This window comes from Cellulosimicrobium sp. E-16, from assembly GCF_049913115.1.
Taxonomy (GTDB): domain Bacteria; phylum Actinomycetota; class Actinomycetes; order Actinomycetales; family Cellulomonadaceae; genus Cellulosimicrobium.
The window spans coordinates 2,486,149-2,504,668 of record NZ_CP183974.1; the positions used below are offsets into that span (position 1 = coordinate 2,486,149).

Genomic DNA, 18,520 nt, shown 5'->3' on the forward strand with positions numbered 1-18,520 from the left:
GCATGGACGGCGGACGGGGGTCGACGTGGAGCAGAGCACCGAGAACACCGCCGGCCGGCCGACCGCGGCCGCCCGGCGCCTCGCGCTGCTCCTCGCAGCGGCGATGTTCGTCCTCGTCGTCGACACGTCGTTCATGAACGTGTCGATCTCGGCGGTCGTGCGCGACCTCGACACGACCGTGAGCGGCGTCCAGACGGCGATCGCGCTCGAGGCGCTCGTGTCCGCGTCGTTCATCCTCGTGGGCAGCAAGGTGGGCGACCTCGTCGGTCGGCGCCGCGCGTACGTCGTCGGCCTGCTCGCCTACGGGGCGGGCGCGATCGCGATGACGCTCGCGCAGAGCCTCGTGGCGGTCGTGATCTTCTGGTCGGTCATCGGCGGCCTGGGCGCCGCGCTGCTGCTCCCGGCCATGCAGTCGCTCGTGCACGGCAACTTCGACGGCGCCGCGCGCAAGTCCGCCTACGCGCTCGTGGGGGCCGCGGCGTCGATCGCGGCGGCGGTGGGGCCGCTGCTCGGCGGCGTCATCACCACGACGCTGTCGTGGCGCGTGGCCTTCGGGCTCGAGGCCGTCGTGATCCTCGTGGTGCTCCTGGGCGTGCGGCTCGTGCGCGACGTCCCGTACACCGGCGACCGCACGGTGGACGTCGTGGGGACGATCTTGTCGGTCGTCGGGATGGGCGGCATCGTCCTCGGCGTCCTCGTGTGGCAGGAGGGCGGCGAGGCCGTCGGAGCGCTCGTCGTCGTCGGCGCTGCGGGGCTCGTGGGTCTCGCGGCCTGGCTCGTGCGGCGTGCCCGGGCGGGCCGGACGACGCTCGTCGACCCGGGCCTGTTCCGCTCCCCCGCCTTCCGCATCGGCGTCTCGCAGCAGCTCCTGCAACAGGTCGCGCTCGGCGGCGCGATGATCGCGCTGCCGATCTTCCTCCAGATGGCGCTCGGCTACGACGCGCTCCTGGCCGGCCTCTCGCTCGCCCCCCTGTCGCTGACGATGTTCGCCGCCGCGCTCGTCGCGGGCAAGCGCCCCGGACGACGTCGACCGGCCACGCGCGTGCTCGCGGGGTTCGTGCTGCTCGTCCTCGGGATCGCGGCAGCGGTACTGGTGGTGCCGCGCGCGACGTCGGGCTGGTGGCTGGCTCTACCCCTCGTCGTCGCGGGCGCCGGGCTCGGACTGCTCGTGTCGCAGCTCAACGCCTACACGCTCTCCCCCGTCCCCGAGGAGCGCGCGAGCGAGGCCGCGGGCGTCAGCTCGGCAGCGGGGTCGTTCGGCCTCTCGCTCGGCCTCGCGGTCGCCGGCGCGGTGATGCTCGCGTCGCTCGCCACGGGCTTCACCGCGCAGGCCGAGTCGAGCACCGTCCTGCCCCCGGACGACAAGGCTCAGGTCGCCGCGGTGCTCGAGGACGACGCCGAGATCATGAGCGACGCCCAGCTCGTCGAGCTGCTCGCCGACGAGCCGCCCGAGGTGCAGGACGAGATCCTGCGCATCAACGACGACGTCCGGGCCCGCGCGCTCCAGGTCGCGCTCCTCGTCCCGCTCGTCGCGGGACTGCTCGGCGTGGTCGCCGCGCTGCGCATGCGACGGATCCCCGATCCCGAGGTGCGCGAGGACGCGCCCCCGGCCCTCGGCTGATCCTCCCGGACGACGCCCGACGACGGCGCACCGCCGGGGCGCGTCGCCCCGGAGCGTCCGTGACCGGACCGAGACACCCTTCGTTGCTCGCGCTAACCGTCGTGAAACGCCGGGGAAACAGGCCTTTGTGAGCATCGGTCGCGGCAGGGGGCTCCACCACCACCGCGGTCGTGCGCGCAGTCGGCGCGCGCCCGAGGAAGGACCAGCTCCTCCATGACCCCCTCCCCTTCGCGCCGACGGCTCGGCCGGCGCGCCGCGCTCGTCGGCGGCCTGGCGGTCGCCGCGACCGCCCTCACCGCCCCGGCGCACGCCGCGCCGTCCGTCTCCGCCGTGACCGTCGACGCGCCGTCGAGCGTCGAGGTCGGCGCCCCGATCACGGTGACCGTCGCCGCGACGGGTGCCGTCGACCTCTACGCCTACGACCTGGCGGTCTCCTACGACCCCGACCTCGTCGAGCTCGTCGAGGACTCCGCCGTCACGCCCGACGGCGGGTTCTCCGACGTGGCCGACGACGGGTCCGGGACCGTCGCCGTCGCGCACACGCGGCTCGGCACGTCCCCCGGCCTCGAGGGCGACGTCACGCTCACCACGCTCACGTTCACCGCCGTGGCCGACGGCGTCGCCCCGTTCGCCGTCCCCACGGCCACCCTCGTCGGCGCCGACGCCGCGACGGCGTCGCTCACCGACGCCGCGTCCGCCACGACGACCGTCACGGCCGTCGTGACGGCACCACCCACCGAAGACCCGACGGACGGCGCGACCTCCGCGCCGCCGACCGGTGACGGCACGACCGCCCCCGGGGCCGACGACGCGTCCGACTCGCCGTCGACCTCGGCCGGCTCGGGCGCGCTCGCCTCGACGGGCGTCAGCGTCGCCTGGTTCGCGGGCGCCGCGCTCCTCGCCGTGATGGTGGGCGTCGGGATCCTCTGGGCGCGTCGTCGGGCGGTGGTCTCCCGATGAGCCACGACCCGACGCCCGGCTCACCCGCCGTCCGCGCACCACGACGGCCCACCACCACGAAGGAGCAGCCCGTGCCCACCACCCACCGGCGAGCCGCAGCGGGCGGGCTCGCCGCGCTCACCGCCACCGGCCTCGTGCTCGCCGTCGCCGCCGCTCCCGCCGCGACGGCGGCACCCGCCACGGCGCCGTTCCTCGCGCCGTACTGGACCGAGCTCGACCTCACGGGCGACGACCAGGTGACCGTCGCCGACCTCGACGTCGTCACCGCGGCGCTCGGCGCGACGGTCGACGACGCCGCGTGGGACGACGTCGCGGCGGCCGACACGGACCGCGACGGCACGATCACCGTCGCGGACCTCGCGGCCGTCTCCCAGCGGATGATCTACGACGACGGGCCGTTCGAGCTCGTCGAGGCCTCGGTGCTCGACATGCAGGCGGCGATGAACGCCGGGGTCACCTCGTCGGTCGCGATCACCCAGGAGTACCTGGACCGCATCGCGGCCTACGACACGACGCTCGTCGACACGGGCGCGGGCGGGCGACCCCTGCACTCGATCATCACGACGAGCGACGTCGCGCTCGAGGCCGCTGCGCGCGCGGACGCGGCACGGACCGCGGACGGCATGACGAGCCTGCTCCTCGGCGTGCCCGTCGCCGTCAAGGACAACTACGACACGAAGGACATGCCCACGACCGGCGGCTGCGGGTGCTGGGACGGCAACCAGACCGCCACGGACGCGACGATGGTCGAGGGGCTGCGCGCCGACGGGGCCGTGGTCCTGGCCAAGGCGAGCCTCGACGAGTTCGCGTTCGGCTTCGTGTCCGAGTTCTCCTCGTACCAGGACGCGGGGACGAGCACGCTCGTCGCGAGCCCGTACGTCACGAGCCGCACGGCCGGCGGGTCGAGCGGCGGCACGGGCGCGGCGATCGCCGCCAACCTCGCAGGGCTCGGGTTCGGCACGGACACGGGCGGCTCGATCCGCGTGCCGTCGTCGTACAACCAGCTCGTGGGCGTGCGCCCGACCGTGGGCCTCGCGAGCCGGGACGGGATCATCCCGCTCGCGCTGAGCCAGGACACGGGCGGGCCGATGGCCCGCAGCGTCCTCGACGCGGCCGTCGCGCTCGACGCGGTCGTGGGCGTCGACCCGGCGGACCCCGTGACGTCGCGCCAGGAGGGCGCGGTCCCCGCCTCGTACACGCAGTACCTGGACGCGGACGCGCTCGACGGCGCCCGCATCGGGTACGTGCCGTCCATGCTGGGGAGCAACGCGACGACCCTGCGCCTCTGGGCGCAGGCGCGGGCCACGCTGGAGTCGCTCGGCGCCACCGTGGTCGAGGTGACGCCGCCCACGACCTGGTCGCCGGTCCTCCCGAACGGGTTCGCGAGCGTGCTCAGCGAGGGGTCGGGCTCGACGAACGAGTTCAAGCACGACCTGGACGAGTACGTCGCGAACCACCTCTCGCCCGACGTCGAGGCCCGGTCCCTGGCCGGCATCGTCGAGTCCGGGCGGTACGTCCCGTCGCGGCGCAGCACCTACGTGTCGCGCGACACCGTCACCCCGGAGACGTACCAGGCGTGGGCCGGCCCCGCGGGCACGCACACGAAGGTGCTCGCCGAGGGCAAGCAGCTCGTCACCGCGATGCTCGACGACGCCGACCTCGACGCGCTCGTCTACCCCAGCGCGAACCCGTACGGGACCATCGGCACCAACCTGCGGCTCAGCCCCAACACGGGCCTCCCCGCCGTGACGGTGCCGATCGGCCAGGCGACGGCGGCCGACGCGACCGTCACGGGCGGCGGCGTCAACCTCGAGCTCCTGGGCCGCGACTTCGCGGAGGGCCCGCTGCTCGGCCTCGCGTTCGCGCTCGAACAGGCGACGCAGGCACGGACCTCCCCGGCGCTCTACGGCCCGCTGGGCTGAGCAGGCGCCCTCCCTGCCCGACGGCGGTCGGCCCCTCGCGCGGGCCGGCCGCCGTCGTCGATGCGTCGGCAAGCGAGGGCCTCGGGGTGACGCGCCGATCGAGGCCCGGCTACCGCTCCTCGTCGAGGTACGTACTGCCGACACGTTCGGTGGCGCCGGTGTTGTCCAGGGTCCCGTCGATGCGCTGCGAGTCGCGGACCCCGATCACGATCTCCACCACGTGCTCTCTCCTTACTCGATGACCCGGGACACGCACGGGCCCTCGCCCGCATCTCGTCCCATCCCGACCCCTGCGCGCCCACGCTGGCTCGACCACCCCGGGCGCCTCGTCTACGAGAGGTCACCCACCTCCGCGACGACCCGCTCGGCGAGCGCTGCGAGCGCCGCGAGCTCGTCAGGCGTGGCGAGGTCGACCAGGTGGCGGCGCACGGACTCGACGTGCGCGGGCGCGGCGGCCTGGAGCGTCGCGAAGCCGTGGTCGGTGAGCACGACGACGGCGTTTCGACCGTCGTCGGGGTCGGGCTCGCGCGTGACGAGCCCGCGCGTCTCCATCCGCGCGAGGTGGTGCGAGAGCCGGCTGCGCGACCAGAGCATGCGGGCGGCCAGGTCGCGGAGCTGCCACCGGTGCCCCGGTTGCTCGGACAGCGTCGACAGCACGTCGTAGTCAGGGTCGGACAGCCCGGAGTCCCGTGCGAGGTCGCGCGCGAGCGCGACGGGCAGGACGGTCTGCATGCGGCGGTAGGCGCGCCACGCGCGCTCCTCGTCGGGCGAGAGCCAGCGGGGCTCGGACACGTCGCTCATGAGCCCATCCTCGCACATCGTTGACATGTCATCGAGTCCCGTGGTTGCATCGATGACATGTCAACGACTCGCCGCCTCGGCCAGCTCGTCCTGGGCCTCGCGCTCTTCGGCGCCAGCATCGCGCTGCTGGTCCGCGCCGACCTCGGGCTGTTCCCGTGGGACGTGCTGCACCAGGGCGTGGCCCGCGCGTCCGGCCTCCCGCTCGGCGTCGTCGTGATCCTGGCCAGCGTCGTCGTGCTCGCGCTCTGGATCCCGCTGCGCCAGCGCCCCGGTCTCGGCACGGTCGCCAACGTGGTCCTCGTCGGCGCGTTCGTCGACCTCACGCTCGCGGTCCTCCCGACGGTCGAGGCGCTCCCCGGGCGCGTCGCCCTGCTCGTCGCAGGCGTCGTGCTCAACGCCGCGGCCTCCGGGCTCTACATCGGGGCCGGGTACGGGCCCGGGCCCCGCGACGGGATCATGACCGGTCTCGCGGCGCGCGGCTGGTCCCTGCGCTGGTCGCGCCTCGGGATCGAGCTCGCGGTCCTCGCCGTCGGCCTCGCGCTCGGCGGCACCGTCGGCGTGGGCACGATCCTCTACGCGCTCGCGGTCGGGCCGCTCGTCCAGCCCTTCCTCGCTCTGTTCACCGTCACGGCGCCGCGGCCCGCGGACCGCCCCGACACCGTCCCCACCACCTCAGGAGACCCCTCGTGAAGCTGCTCGTCGTCGTCGCCAGCACCCGCCCGACCCGCGTCGGTCCCGCCGTCGCCGACTGGTTCCTCGCCCAGGTGCCCGCCGACCCGGACCTCGAGGTCGACGTCGCCGACCTCGCCCAGATCGCCCTGCCGTTCCTCGACGAGCCCGTCGACGCGCACTCGGGCGGCTACGTGCACGCCCACACGCTCGCGTGGAGCGCGCGCGTCGACGCCGCGGACGCCGTCGTCCTCGTCATGCCGGAGTACAACCGCGGGTACACCGCCCCGCTGAAGAACGCGCTGGACTACCTCGCCGACGAGTGGCGCGACAAGCCGGTCGGCTTCGTCTCCTACGGGATGTCGTCGGGCGGCATGCGCGCGGTCGAGGCGATCACGCCGGTCGTCGTCGCGCTCGGCATGGTCCCCGTCGCGAGCGCCGTCACCGTGCACCTGCGCCGCTGGCTCGACGACGACGGCCGACTTCAGGACGACGGCGCCCTCGCCCGGGCCGCCGGGCGGACGCTCGACGAGGTCCGCCGGCTCGCGAGCCTCCTGCGACCGGTCACTTCCGCCGCGTGACGCCTGACCGCGGACGAGCCCTCGGTGTCCGGCGACGCTCGTCGTCCCCGCCCAGGGCGGCCCCGAGCGCGGCGAGCACGAGCAGGTCGACCAGCAGCCCGGCGACGCCGACCCACTGCAGCGCCCGGAACACCAAGAGCTGGGTGAGGAGCAGCGAGACGAGCACGCCGCGCCGGAGCCAGACGGCGCTCGCGCGCCGTGCGTCGGGACGCCCGCCCCGCGCCACGACCACGCCCGCCACGACGCACCCGACCGTGCCCGCGACGCCCAGGACGATCCCCGCCCCGACCCACGTCGGCACGTCGATGTCGCGAACGAGCACGCGGATGCCGGCCAGCAGCGACCCGAGCGCGGTCCCCAGCACGAGGACCACGACCACGACCGCCGCCCAGCGCCGCTCGAGCGCCGCCGCGAACCAGGACGACGCGCGGCGCACGAGGGCGCGAACGGGGTCGGGGACGTCGACGTCGTCGCGCGGCACCGCCTCGACGAGCGCCACGACCTCGTCCGCCCCGTGCTCGCCCCGGCCCAGCGCGGCGAGCGCCCGGGCCTCCTCGCGCGCATCGTCGGTGAACCCGCCCGCGACGCCGGCAACCGCGCGGTCCGTGGCGACCGCGAGGTACTCGGCCGGGTGGTGGCGGCGCCGCCCGTGCAACGCCTCGACCACGAGCACGAGGACCACGACCGTCGCGTAGATGAGCGCCGCGGTCGGCTGGTAGAAGTAGTCGTTGTCCGCCGTGACGAACTTGCCGATCTCGTCGACGAACAGCCCGAAGCCCACGCCGCCGAGCACCGCCCCGAGCGACCGCAGCGCCGGGCCGACGAACGACAGCAGCACGACGACCGCGAGCGCCATCCCGAGCCCGCCCCAGAGCACGTGCGCGACGTGCAGGTCTCCCCCGCCCACCTGCGGGTACCCCGACGCGGCGAGGAGGAAGCGCGTGACGAGCACGGTCGCGACCGTCACGACGAGGAACGTCACGAGGTGGCGCGTCGCGGCGGTGTCGCGCGCGACGCCCAGGCGCAGCGCGCGTCCCCGCCGGGTGACCCCCGCGGGGACGTGGGCCGCGCCGTCGCTCACCGCTTGCGCTTCTCCCGCACGCGCACGCTGATCTCGATGGGCGTGCCCTCGAACCCGAACGTCTCGCGCAGGCGGCGCTCGATGAACCGGCGGTACCCGGCCTCGAGGAAGCCGGTCGCGAAGATCACGAACCGCGGCGGCCGCGTGGACGCCTGGGTCGCGAAGAGGATGCGGGGCTGCTTGCCGCCGCGCAACGGGTGCGGGTGGGCGGCGACGAGCTCGCCGAGGAACGCGTTGAGGCGCCCGGTCGGGATGCGCGTGTCCCACGACTCGAGCGAGCGCTGGATCGCGGGCACGAGCCGGTCGGTGTGCCAGCCGGTGCGCGCGGAGACGTTGACGCGCGGCGCCCACTGCACCTGGACCAGGTCCTTCTCGATCTCGCGCTCGAGGAACGGGCGACGGTCCTCGTCCATGAGGTCCCACTTGTTGTAGGCGATGACGAGGGCGCGGCCGGCGTCGACGACCTGCGAGATGACGCGCGTGTCCTGCTCCGTGAGCGGTACCGACGCGTCGACGAGCACGACCGCGAGCTCCGCCTTCTCGATCGCAGCCTGCGTGCGCAGCGAGGCGTAGAAGTCGGCCCCCTTGGTCTGGTGCACGCGGCGCCGGATGCCGGCGGTGTCGACGAGGACGTAGGGCACGTCCTTGATGGTCACGAGCTCGTCGACGGGGTCGCGCGTGGTTCCGGCCGTCTCGTCGACGACGACGCGGTCGGCGCCGGCGATCTTGTTGAGCAGCGACGACTTGCCGACGTTGGGCCGCCCGATGAGCGCGACGCGACGCGGGCCCGTGGGCCGCACCTCGCCGTGCGCGGACTCGGTCGGCAGGGCGGCCATGGCGGCGTCGAGCAGGTCGCCGGTCCCGCGGCCGTGCAGCGCGGACACCGGGTACGGCTCGCCGAGCCCCAGGCTCCACAGGTACGACGCGTCCGCCTCGCCCGACTGCCCGTCGACCTTGTTGGCGCACAGCACGACCGGCTTGCCGGACTCGCGCAGCAGGCGCACGACGCGCTCGTCCGTGGACGTGGCGCCCACCGTCGCGTCGACGACGAACAGCACGGCGTCCGCGAGCGAGATCGCGACCTCGGCCTGCTCGGCGACCTTCGACTCGATGCCCGCGACGTCGACCTCCCAGCCGCCGGTGTCCACGAGCGTGAACCGGCGCCCGGCCCACTCCGCGGGGTAGCTGACGCGGTCGCGCGTGACGCCCGGCTTGTCCTCGACGACCGCCTCGCGACGACCGATGATGCGGTTGACGAGCGTCGACTTGCCGACGTTCGGGCGGCCGACCACGGCGAGCACCGGCAGGGGCGCCTCGGGCTCGTAGCCCTCGATCACCTCGCCGTCGGCGTCGAGGAGGACGAGGTCGGTGTCCTCGAGCTCGTAGTCCTCGAGGCCGGCGCGCAGCGCGCGCTCGCGCGCCGCGTCGTCCGCCGAGTCCGCGAGGTCCGCGGGTGCCAGGGGCTCCGCGGCCTGCCCGGCGTCGTCGATCTGTCCGGGCGTGCCGGGCTGGGCGGGGTCGGGTGTGGTCATGGCATCCATTCTCCCAGGCCGCGGGCCGGGCTCCGAACCGGCCGCCTCGGCGCGGCGCGCGCGTCCTCGCGGAGCCTCCCAGGTCAGTCCGCAGCGCCGTCCCGTCGCCCGGCCAGGCGCTCGACGACGGCCCGCACGACGTCGTCGGGCACGGGCTCGGCGAGCGGGAAGCGCAGCGTGCCCTTGCCGTCCTGGTAGCGCGCGATGCGGCGCGCGAGCTCGTCGTCGACCTCCGGGACGGGGTACAGGGAGACGTGGTGCGCCCAGCCCGCGAGGTAGACGACGTACCGGCCGTCGCGCGTGAACGTCGGGATCCCGTAGCTGATGCGCTCGTCGAGTCCCGGCACCGTGTCGTGCACGACGGCGCGCAGGTGCGCGACGACCTCGCGTGCGTCCGGGGCGAGCGTCGCGAGGTACTCGTCGACGGTCGTGGGCTTGCCCGGAGCGTCCGTCATCCGCTCTCTCCTCCGCACGTGCTGGTCGGCGTGCACGACCTCGCGACGGCACGGCCTCCTGGCCGGCTACGCGCGAACCTACCGCGCGGCGGGCGACCCCGCGAGGCGCACGAGCACGACTCCGGCGACGACGAGGACGCCGCCCGCGGCCTGCACGAGGGTCGGCACCTCACCGAGGAGGAGCCACGCGATGACGACGGCGAACAGCACCTCGGACAGCCCGACGAACGAAGCGAGCCGCTCGCCCATGCGCACGGTCGCGGCCACGCCGGAGACGTACGCGAACGCCGTCGCCACGAGCACGACGACGGCGAGCGGCACGTACCAGGGCGCCGACGACCCGAGCAGCACGACGTCGACGAACGGAGCGTCGAACGGCAGGACGCCCACGAGCCCGGCGGCGCCCAGGGCGAGCGCCCCGACGCCCAGCCCGGACGCCGCGAGCGCGACGGGCGGCAGGCGGGTCGGGCGCGCCGACAGCACGAAGTACGCCCCCAGCCCCACGGCCGCGCCGAGCGCGAAGAGGAGGCCGACCAGGTCGGGGCGCGCCCCGGCGGGGTCCACGACGAGCACGAGCCCGGCGACCGCGACGACGCAGCCCGCGAGCGTGAGCCGCGGCGGGACGTGCCGCGTGCGCAGCCACGCGAGGCCCACGAGCAGCACGGGTGCGAGGTACTCGACCAGCAGCGCGATGCCGACGGGCATGCGCGCGACGGCCGCGAAGTAGCAGAGCTGCGTCCCGGCGACCGCGACGAGGCCGAACCCGAGGACGAGGCGCCACTCCTCGCGCAGCATCCGGTGGCTGCCGCGCAGCGCGACCGCCGCGACCGGGGCGAGGACGAGCGCCGAGCACAGGGCGCGCGCGAAGACGGCGGCCCCGGGGGTCCACCCGACCTCGAGGAGTGGCTTGACGAAGGGGCCGCTCGCGCCGAAAGCGATCGCCGACGCGAGGCCGACGAGGATGCCCGTGCCCGGTCGGTCGCCCACGACGTGCGTCGCCGCGGGTCCCGCCGGTCCGTCCAGGCGCCCCTCGGGTGACGCGGTCACGGTGCCGCCCGCCGCTCCCGGTTCGGGTCGTCCGTCGGCAGCGCCACGCCGGTGCGGGCGACGGTGTCGACCACGAGCTCGGACAGCGCGGCCCGGATGCGCTCGTTCGCGTCCTCGAGCGCCCGCTTGCCGCTCACGCCGGGCACCCGCTCGACCGCGAACGGCTCGCCGAACCGGACCACGAGGCGCCGGCGCAGGCCCGGGATCCGGTTCACGCCCTCGCCCGTGCGGCGCGTGCCGAGCACGGCCACCGGCACGACGCGGGCCTTCCCGTTGAGCGCGAGCCACGCGACCCCCGCGCGCGCCGACGTCGCGTCGCCGCGGCCGCGGTTGCCCTCAGGGAACACGCCGACCGCACCGTGGCGACGCAGCACGCCCAGCCCGGTCGCGAGCGCGCGCCGCCCGCCGCTGCGGTCCACAGGGATCTGGCCGGCGGCGCGCAGGACCCATCCGACCGGCCCGACGAACATCTCCTCCTTGACGAGGACGTGCAGCGGACGGGGCGCCACCCCGAGCACGACCGGCCCGTCGACCACGCCCGTGTGGTTCGCCGCGAGCACGACGGGGCCCTCGGCCGGCACGTTCTCCGCGCCGAGGACCTCGGTCGACCAGACGACGCGCGCGAGGAAGCGGCCGACCCACCGGGACCACGCCGGCCCGGCCGGCGAAGGAACCCGTTCGCCCGCGGGCCGCGCTGTCGGGCTCACGAGCCCTGGCGCGGGCCGACCACCCGCCCGGTGACCTGCTCGACGACGGCGAGCACCGCGTCGATCGTCTGCTCGAGGTCGAGCTCGGAGGAGTCGACCGTCACGACCCCGTCCGCCGCGACCTGGAACTGCGAGACGGTCGCGTCGTCGCGGTCCCGGCGCAGCACCTGGTCCTTCGTCGCCTCGACCGCGGCCGCGTCGGCCGTGCCGTGCACGTCGAGCGAGCGCCGCGCCAGGCGCGCCTCCTCGCTCGCCGTGAGCAGCACGCGCGCGTCGGCGTCGGGCGCGACGACCGTCGTGATGTCCCGGCCCTCGGCCACGACGCCACGCCCCCCGGCGAACCCGGACGGCGTGCGCTCGGCCTCGATGACCGCGCGCTGGAGGCGCCGCAGCTCCGCGCGGACGTCGAGGTTGGTCGCGACGGCGCTCACGGCCGTCGAGATCTCGGTCGAGCGGATCGCCTCGCCGACGTCCGTGCCGTCCACGTGGACCGTCGGGCCGGAAGGGTCCAGGCCCATGACCAGGGGCATGACCCGCACGGCGTGCGCGACCGCCGCCTGGTCGGCGAGGTCCTCGCCGCGGTGCAGGCACCACCAGGTCGCCGCGCGGTACATGGCGCCCGTGTCGAGGTACGCGAGCCCGAGCCGGCGCGCGACGCCCTTGGACACGCTCGACTTGCCGGACCCCGAGGGACCGTCGACCGCGATCGTCAGCGCGGCGCCCACCGTGCTCGCGGTGCCCCCCTCCCCCGCGCTCACTGGGCGAGGTCCTTGCGCAGCGAGGTGGCCCCGTGCAGGTACACGTGCTGGACGGCCGACCGCTCGACGTCGAGGTCGGCGTGCGCCATGAGGCGCACGACGCGCGGCAGCGCGCCCGGCACCGCGATCTCCGTCGCGCACATGAGGGGCACGTCGCCGAGCCCCATCTCGCGCGCCGCGGCGGCCGGGAAGTCGGCGACGAGGTCGGGCGTGCACGTGAAGAGGATCGAGATGAGCGCGTCGGTGTCGACGGCGTTCGCGTCGAGCACCTCTTGGACGAGCTCGCGCGTGCGCGCGAAGAGGTGCTCGCGCTCGTCGACGTCGAGCTGGGTCGCGCCCCGGATCGCCCGGACCGGCATGGGTGGTGCTCCTTCGTGCGGGACGGCCCGCCTCACGGCGGTCCGTCGGGGTGGTGGTGCGGACTGGTGGACGGGCTCCTAGAGCCCGACGCCCGCCATGAGCGTGCCGAGCTCCGTGCGGCCGAGGACGCGCGTCGTCCCCGGGCGCAGGTTGCCGAGGGCGATGGGACCGATGCGCGTGCGCACGAGGCGCGTCACCGGGAAGCCGACCTCCTCGAACATGCGACGCACCACGCGGTTGCGCCCCGAGTGCAGCACGACCTCGATCATCGTCTGGTCCGCGACCTGGTCTACGACCCGGTACGCGTCGGCGCGCACGGGGCCGTCCTCGAGCTCGATGCCGTGCAGGAACTTGTTGGCGACGTTGCCCGGCACCTTGCCGCGCACCGTGACGAGGTAGGTCTTGGGGACCTCGTGCGACGGGTGCGCGAGGTGGTTCGCGAGCTCGCCGTCGTTGGTCAGCAGGAGCAGGCCCTCGCTGTCCGCGTCCAGGCGCCCCACGTGGAACAGCCGTTCGGAGCGGTCCGCCACGAGCTCGGCGATGGACGGACGACCGTCAGGGTCGTGCATCGTCGACACGACGCCGCGCGGCTTGTTCAGCGCGAGCGTCACGCGCGAGGAGTCGAGCTGCAGCCGCATCCCGTCGACGTGCACGACGGCGCGCTCCGGGTCGATCCGCACGCCCAGCTCGCTCACGCGGACGCCGTCGACCTCGACCCGCCCCTGGGAGATGAGCTCCTCGCACGCGCGGCGCGACCCGAGCCCCGCAGAGGCGAGCACCTTCTGGAGGCGCACGCCGTCCTCGACGTGCACGTCCCGCTGCGGCTCCGTGGGCTGCTGCGCACGTCGCGGCCGACCGTGCTGCTGCCGACCGGGCTGCTGCCCACCGCGCGACGACGTCGTGCCGCGCCCCGCGCCCTGGCCACCGCGACCGCCACGAGCCGCGCTCGCGCCCCGGCCCGCGGACGTGCCCGTCGACCCGGAGCCGGCCCCCCGCGGGGCACCGCCCGAGCGTGCGGCGTCGCCGCGTCGCGGGCCACCGCGACGCGCGTCGCCCGCCCCGTCGCGCGGGGAGCGCCCGCGCCCCCCGTCACCGGGCTGGCGTCCGTCCTTCGAGCTCATGCGTGTCCTTCGTCCGTCGTGTCCTGCGTGGCGTCGTGCGCCACGTCGTGCGGCGTCGGGGCCGACGCCGGTGCGTCGTCCCCGCCGTCAGCCGCGCCGTCGGGGAGGTCCGTCGCGGGCGCGACGGCTGCTGCCCGCGCGGGTCCGCGCAGGTCGGCGAGCCCGTCCAGGCCCTCGAGGTCGTCCATGTCCGGCAGGTGCGGCGCGAGCGGGGGCAGCTCGTCGAGCGACGTGAAGCCCATGCGCTCGAGGAAGTAGCCCGTGGTGCCGAACAGGCCGGCGCCGGTGTGCGGATCCTGACCGACCTCGGCCACGAGCCCGCGCGCCACGAGAGTGCGCACCACGCCGTCCACGTTGACCCCTCGCACCGCCGACACCTGGCCGCGGCTGACCGGTTGACGGTACGCGATCACGGCCAGAGTCTCCAACGCCGCCTGCGTGAGCCGCGCCGTCTGGCCGCCCTGCACGAACCGTCCCACGACCTCGGCGTGCGCGGGCGCAGAGTAGACGCGCCAGCCACCGCCCGCCGCGCGCAGCTCGAACCCGCGGGGTCGCCCGCCGTCGTCGCCGCGGTACTCGGCGGCGAGGTCGTGCAGCGCGCTCAGCACGTCGTCGACCGGGACGGCGAGCGCCGCCGCGAGCTCGACCACCGGGATCGGCTCGTCCGCGACCATGAGCACGGCCTCGAGCGCCGCCGGAAGGCCGCCCGGAAGGTCGTGCACGGCGGGCGCGAGGACCTCGTCGAGGGCGGGGGCGCCGTCGGGCTGCGTCACGCGGGGACCTCCTGGTCGGTGGGTGCGAGGGCGTCGACCGGCTCGGAGCCGTCTCCCTCGTCGAACTCGCTGCCGACGTCGGCGAGGGCGGGATCCGGCGCGTCGTCGTCTCCCGACCACCGCACGGTGAGCTCGCCGAGCGGCGTCACCTGGTCGAACGCGACGAGCGCCTGGCGGAACAGCTCGAGCAGGGCGAGGAACCGGGCGACGACCACGGCGGTCTCCCCCGCGTCCGCGACGAGGGCGCGGAACGTCGTCGTGCCGTGGCTGCGGACGCGGTCCACGACGATGCCCGCCTGCTCGCGCACGCTCACCGCGGGCGCGTGCAGGTGGTCGAGCGAGACGCCGGGCGGAGGCGCCTTGGGCGCGAGTGCCCGGGCCGCGAGCGCGGCGAGCTGGTCGGGCCCCATGGTCCACACGAGCTCGGGCAGGAGTGCGGCGAGGTGCGGCTCGAGCTGCACGACGCGCGGGAAGCGGCGGCCCGCGCTCTCGAACCGTTCCGCGAGGACCCCGGAGACGTCCTTGTACGCGCGGTACTGCAGGAGGCGCGCGAACAGCAGGTCGCGCGCCTCGAGCAGCGCCAGGTCCTCGTCGTCCTCGACGCTGCCCGTGGGCAGCAGGCGCGCGGCCTTGAGGTCGAGCAGGGTCGCCGCGACGACGAGGAACTCGCTCGCGGTCCCGAGGTCCCACCCCGGGTGGTCCTCTCCCGCGGCCCGCGCGGCGGTGGCTGCGCGCTCGGCGTCGCGGATGTAGGCGATGAAGTCGTCCGTCACGCGCGCGAGCGCGACCTCGGTGATGTCGAGCTTGTGCTTGGTGATGAGGGACAGCAGCAGGTCGAACGGGCCGCTGAAGTTGTCGAGGCGGACCTCGAAGCCCGTCCGTGCCGGCGAGGACGAGCCGGGCGGTGACTCGGGCGGTGCGTCAGGCGGCGTCGCCACGGGCGACCAGCTCCCGGGCGAGCTGCCGGTAGGCGACGGCGCCGGGGTGCGTCGGCGCGTAGACGGTGATGGGCTCGGCCGCGACCGACGCGTCGGGGAACTTCACGGTGCGCCCGATGACGGTCTGGAGCAGCTTGTCCCCGAACGCCTCGTGCACGCGCGCCACGACCTCGCGCGAGTGCAGCGTGCGGGAGTCGAACATCGTCGCGAGGATCCCGTCGACCTCGAGGCGCGGGTTGAGCCGGTCGCGCACCTTCTCGATCGTCTCGACGAGCAGCGCCACGCCGCGCAGCGCGAAGAACTCGCACTCGAGCGGGATGAGCACGCCGTGCGCGGCGGTGAGCGCGTTGACCGTGAGCAGGCCGAGCGAGGGCTGGCAGTCCACGAGGATGACGTCGTAGTCGTCGACGACGGGCCGCAGCACGCGCGACAGCACGGACTCGCGCGCGACCTCGCCGACGAGCTGGACCTCCGCGGCCGAGAGGTCGATGTTGGCGGGCAGGAGGTCGAGGTTCTCGACGTCCGTCGGGACGAGCACGTCGTGGATGTCCGCGCCCCGCTCCATGAGGAGGTTGTAGACCGTGCGGTCGAGCTCGTGCGGGTTGACGCCGAGCCCGACGGACGCGGCTCCCTGCGGGTCGAAGTCGACGAGCAGGACCTTGCGACCGTACTCGGCGAGCGTCGCGCCGAGGTTGATGGTGGTCGTCGTCTTGCCGACGCCGCCCTTCTGGTTGCACATCGCGATGATGCGACCGGGGCCGTGCGACGCGAGCGGCGCCGGGACCGGGAACTCGGGCAGAGGACGGCCGACCACGTCGGTGGGCGCCTCGGCCGCCTCCCGGCTCGCGCCGTTCGTGGCGTGGTCGACGACAGGTGCGGCGTCACGCTCGGGGGAGGTCACGGGGGCGGCCGGACGGACGGCGTCGCCGTGCGAGCTCTGCGCGCCGCGCGTCTCGGGCTGGGTCTCGGCCTGGCTGCTCACGCTCGCCACGGTATCGCAGGACCTCGCCCCCGCTCGTGCGCACGCGCCCGCGCGCCGCGTTCCCGCCCGCGGCTCCGGGAACGGCTCCGTCAGCCCAGCGCGCGGGGGTGGGCGGCGGCGTACACCTCGCGCAGCGTGTCCGGGGTCACGAGCGTGTAGATCTGCGTCGTCGTGACGGACGCGTGCCCCAGGAGCTCCTGGACGACGCGCACGTCCGCGCCGCCCGCGAGCAGGTGGGTCGCGAACGAGTGCCGCAGCGTGTGCGGCGAGATCCGCTCGGGGTGGTCGATGCCCGCGCGCTCCGCGGCGGTGCGCAGCACCGCCCAGGCGCTCTGCCGCGACAGCCGCGCGCCGCGCGTGTTGAGGAAGACGGCGGGCGTGCCGCGCCCGTGCGCGGCGAGCGCCGCGCGGCCCCGCACCAGGTAGGCGTCGAGCGCGCGCCGGGCGAACGACCCGACGGGCACCACGCGCTCCTTGCCGCCCTTGCCGAGGAGGCGGACGGCGCCGGTGCCGAGGTCGAGGTCGTCGACGTCGAGGCTCACGGCCTCGGTGATGCGCGCGCCGGTCGAGTAGACGAGCTCGAGCAGCGCCCGGTCGCGCAGCGGGGCGGCGCCGTCGCCGACGCCGGAGGCCTCGAGGATCCGCGCGACCTCGTCGGTCGAGATCGCCTTGGGCAGCCGCTTGCCCTGGGCCGGCGGGCGCACGTCGGCGGACGCGTCGGAGTCGGCCATGCCCTCCGCGGCGCAGAAGCGGTGCCAGCCGCGCACGGCGGCCACGGACCGGGCGGTGGACGACGGCGAGAGGCTCGCCCCGCCGTCGGCCCCGGTCCGCAGCGCGGTGACGTACGCCGCGACGTCGTCCGCCTCGACCTCGCGCACGGCGTGGTTGCCGCGCGCGGCGAGGAACGCGACGTAGCGCGCGAGGTCGCGCCGGTAGGCGGCGACGGTGTTCGCGGACAGGCCGCGCTCGACGGCGAGGTGTGCGAGGTACTCGCGCGCGGCGCGGTCCAGCGCCTCGGGCACGTGCGCCTCGCCGGACCCCATCGTCCTACCGCCCTCCCGGCACGGCCGGGCTCACAGCGGGAGGAAGACGTCGACCGCCACCGCGACGAAGAGCAGGGTGAGGTACGTGATCGAGGCGTGGAAGACCTTCATCTCCCCGACCTTGCCGCCCTTGCCGTCGGCCTTGTCCCGGGCGCGGCGGAGCATGGTCACGCACGAGGACAGGAACCAGGCACCGAGCACCGTGGCGACGACGCCGTAGACCCAGGTCATGCCGGCGAGCGGCCACAGCGCGAGCGACGAGGCGATCATCGCGACGCTGTAGACGATCATCTCCCGCGCGACCTTGCGGTCGTCCGCGACGACCGGGAGCATCGGCACGCCGGCGTTGGCGTAGTCGCGCTTGAACTTCATGGACAGCGGCCAGTAGTGCGGCGGCGTCCAGAAGAAGATGACGAGGAACAGCGCGAGCGCGGCCCAGCTCAGCGACCCGGTGACGGCCGACCAGCCGATGAGGACCGGCATGCAGCCCGCGATCCCGCCCCAGACGATGTTCTGCGGCGTGCGGCGCTTGAGGATCATCGTGTATCCGACGACGTAGATCGCGATCGCCGCGAACGTCAGCCACGCCGAGACGACGTTGACCAGGAGCGCGAACCACACGAGCGACACGACGCCGAGGACGGTCGCGAAGACCAGCGCGGCGCGCGGCGTCACCTCGCCCGTGACGAGGGGGCGCCGCTTGGTGCGGTTCATGACCTCGTCGATGTCGCGGTCGAGGTAGCAGTTGTAGACGTTGGCCGAGGCCGCGGCGAGCGTGCCGCCCACGAGAGTCGCGAGGATCAGCCCGATGCCCGGCAGCCCCCGCTGAGCCAGGATCATCGTCGGCACCGTGGTCACGAGGAGGAGCTCGATGATGCGCGGCTTCGTCAGCGCGACGTAGGCGCCGAGGCGCTCGCGCACGGTGCGGGCCGCGCGCACCGCCTCGGCCGTCGGGGCGACGGAGGTCGCGGGGCTCGTCGGCGAGGACGGCTGCTGGGTCGACGCGGCGCCAGACGGGCTTCCGGTCCCGTCGATCGGTGCCTGGCTCGTGGTGTGCACGCGCTTCGGTGTTCCGTTCTGAGGTGGGGGGCGAGCTGGGACGGACCGCCGGTCGTCCTCGCTCATCGTACGTCCCCGCCTGCGCCGGGGCCGACCGGACGGCCCGGGCG

General features: G+C 75.0%; 18 protein-coding genes and 1 pseudogene. 5 read left to right on the forward strand and 14 right to left on the reverse strand.

Annotated features, from left to right (window positions below):
• Nucleotides 1-103: 103 nt before the first annotated feature.
• The 3 genes from ACN9MS_RS11075 to ACN9MS_RS11085 all read left to right on the forward strand — a co-directional run bounded on the left by ACN9MS_RS11075 (nucleotide 104) and on the right by ACN9MS_RS11085 (nucleotide 4,503).
• On the forward strand, nucleotides 104-1,621 hold the full coding sequence (locus ACN9MS_RS11075; protein WP_426311880.1) for an MFS transporter: 1,518 nt from the start codon (nucleotides 104-106) through the stop codon (nucleotides 1,619-1,621).
• Between the two features lie 213 nt (nucleotides 1,622-1,834).
• On the forward strand, nucleotides 1,835-2,581 hold the full coding sequence (locus ACN9MS_RS11080) for a cohesin domain-containing protein (protein ID WP_426308681.1): 747 nt from the start codon (nucleotides 1,835-1,837) through the stop codon (nucleotides 2,579-2,581).
• A 71-nt stretch (nucleotides 2,582-2,652) separates the two neighbouring features.
• Nucleotides 2,653-4,503 (forward strand): amidase family protein, encoded by a 1,851-nt coding sequence (locus ACN9MS_RS11085; protein WP_426308682.1) that lies wholly within the window; start codon nucleotides 2,653-2,655, stop codon nucleotides 4,501-4,503.
• Nucleotides 4,504-4,833: 330 nt separating this feature from the next.
• Here the strand turns inward: ACN9MS_RS11085 and ACN9MS_RS11090 are convergent, their stop codons facing one another.
• On the reverse strand, nucleotides 4,834-5,304 hold the full coding sequence (locus ACN9MS_RS11090) for a MarR family winged helix-turn-helix transcriptional regulator (RefSeq protein WP_426308683.1): 471 nt from the start codon (nucleotides 5,302-5,304) through the stop codon (nucleotides 4,834-4,836).
• A gap of 57 nt (nucleotides 5,305-5,361) precedes the next feature.
• On the opposite strand from ACN9MS_RS11090, the gene ACN9MS_RS11095 reads away from it, so the two are divergent.
• Nucleotides 5,362-5,994 (forward strand): YczE/YyaS/YitT family protein, encoded by a 633-nt coding sequence (locus ACN9MS_RS11095; RefSeq protein WP_141388378.1) that lies wholly within the window; start codon nucleotides 5,362-5,364, stop codon nucleotides 5,992-5,994.
• Nucleotides 5,991-6,554, forward strand: a complete 564-nt coding sequence (locus ACN9MS_RS11100; RefSeq protein ID WP_141388380.1) for an NADPH-dependent FMN reductase — start codon at nucleotides 5,991-5,993, stop codon at nucleotides 6,552-6,554. The genes ACN9MS_RS11095 and ACN9MS_RS11100 overlap by 4 nt, the downstream gene beginning before the upstream one ends.
• Here the strand turns inward: ACN9MS_RS11100 and ACN9MS_RS11105 are convergent.
• From ACN9MS_RS11105 to ACN9MS_RS11165, 13 genes and pseudogenes are all read right to left on the reverse strand, one after another.
• Nucleotides 6,538-7,635 carry a hypothetical protein gene (locus ACN9MS_RS11105; RefSeq protein ID WP_426308684.1) on the reverse strand — a complete coding sequence of 366 codons (1,098 nt, stop codon included), beginning with the start codon at nucleotides 7,633-7,635 and terminating at the stop codon, nucleotides 6,538-6,540. The genes ACN9MS_RS11100 and ACN9MS_RS11105 overlap by 17 nt on opposite strands.
• Nucleotides 7,632-9,167 (reverse strand): ribosome biogenesis GTPase Der, encoded by a 1,536-nt coding sequence (der, locus tag ACN9MS_RS11110; protein ID WP_426308685.1) that lies wholly within the window; start codon nucleotides 9,165-9,167, stop codon nucleotides 7,632-7,634. Before der ends, ACN9MS_RS11105 begins: the two co-directional genes overlap by 4 nt.
• A gap of 83 nt (nucleotides 9,168-9,250) precedes the next feature.
• Nucleotides 9,251-9,622, reverse strand: coding sequence for an iron chaperone (locus ACN9MS_RS11115; RefSeq protein WP_426308686.1), 372 nt, complete (start codon nucleotides 9,620-9,622; stop codon nucleotides 9,251-9,253).
• A gap of 78 nt (nucleotides 9,623-9,700) precedes the next feature.
• Entirely contained in the window at nucleotides 9,701-10,669 is a 969-nt protein-coding gene (locus ACN9MS_RS11120; RefSeq protein WP_426308687.1) for an EamA family transporter, read from the reverse strand.
• The gene (locus ACN9MS_RS11125) at nucleotides 10,666-11,376 is read right to left on the reverse strand and encodes a lysophospholipid acyltransferase family protein (RefSeq protein WP_426308688.1); all 711 of its coding nucleotides are present in this window, start codon (nucleotides 11,374-11,376) and stop codon (nucleotides 10,666-10,668) included. Before ACN9MS_RS11125 ends, ACN9MS_RS11120 begins: the two co-directional genes overlap by 4 nt.
• Nucleotides 11,373-12,134 (reverse strand): (d)CMP kinase, encoded by a 762-nt coding sequence (gene cmk, locus ACN9MS_RS11130; protein WP_426308689.1) that lies wholly within the window; start codon nucleotides 12,132-12,134, stop codon nucleotides 11,373-11,375. Before cmk ends, ACN9MS_RS11125 begins: the two co-directional genes overlap by 4 nt.
• On the reverse strand, nucleotides 12,131-12,493 hold the full coding sequence (gene aroH / locus ACN9MS_RS11135; protein ID WP_426308690.1) for a chorismate mutase: 363 nt from the start codon (nucleotides 12,491-12,493) through the stop codon (nucleotides 12,131-12,133). The genes cmk and aroH overlap by 4 nt, the downstream gene beginning before the upstream one ends.
• Nucleotides 12,494-12,571: 78 nt before the next feature.
• Nucleotides 12,572-13,615, reverse strand: a complete 1,044-nt coding sequence (locus tag ACN9MS_RS11140; RefSeq protein ID WP_426308691.1) for a pseudouridine synthase — start codon at nucleotides 13,613-13,615, stop codon at nucleotides 12,572-12,574.
• A 164-nt stretch (nucleotides 13,616-13,779) separates the two neighbouring features.
• A pseudogene (gene scpB / locus ACN9MS_RS11145) lies at nucleotides 13,780-14,388 on the reverse strand (SMC-Scp complex subunit ScpB); the annotation flags it as partial.
• Complete coding sequence (locus ACN9MS_RS11150) at nucleotides 14,385-15,326, reverse strand: segregation and condensation protein A (RefSeq protein WP_426308692.1); 942 nt, start codon at nucleotides 15,324-15,326, stop codon at nucleotides 14,385-14,387. The gene ACN9MS_RS11150 and the pseudogene scpB, both read right to left, overlap by 4 nt.
• Entirely contained in the window at nucleotides 15,310-16,140 is an 831-nt protein-coding gene (locus ACN9MS_RS11155) for a ParA family protein (protein ID WP_277511862.1), read from the reverse strand. Before ACN9MS_RS11155 ends, ACN9MS_RS11150 begins: the two co-directional genes overlap by 17 nt.
• A gap of 257 nt (nucleotides 16,141-16,397) precedes the next feature.
• Entirely contained in the window at nucleotides 16,398-17,351 is a 954-nt protein-coding gene (xerD, locus tag ACN9MS_RS11160) for a site-specific tyrosine recombinase XerD (protein WP_426308693.1), read from the reverse strand.
• A 30-nt stretch (nucleotides 17,352-17,381) separates the two neighbouring features.
• Nucleotides 17,382-18,410, reverse strand: a complete 1,029-nt coding sequence (locus tag ACN9MS_RS11165; protein ID WP_378233316.1) for a heme o synthase — start codon at nucleotides 18,408-18,410, stop codon at nucleotides 17,382-17,384.
• Nucleotides 18,411-18,520: the final 110 nt, after the last annotated feature.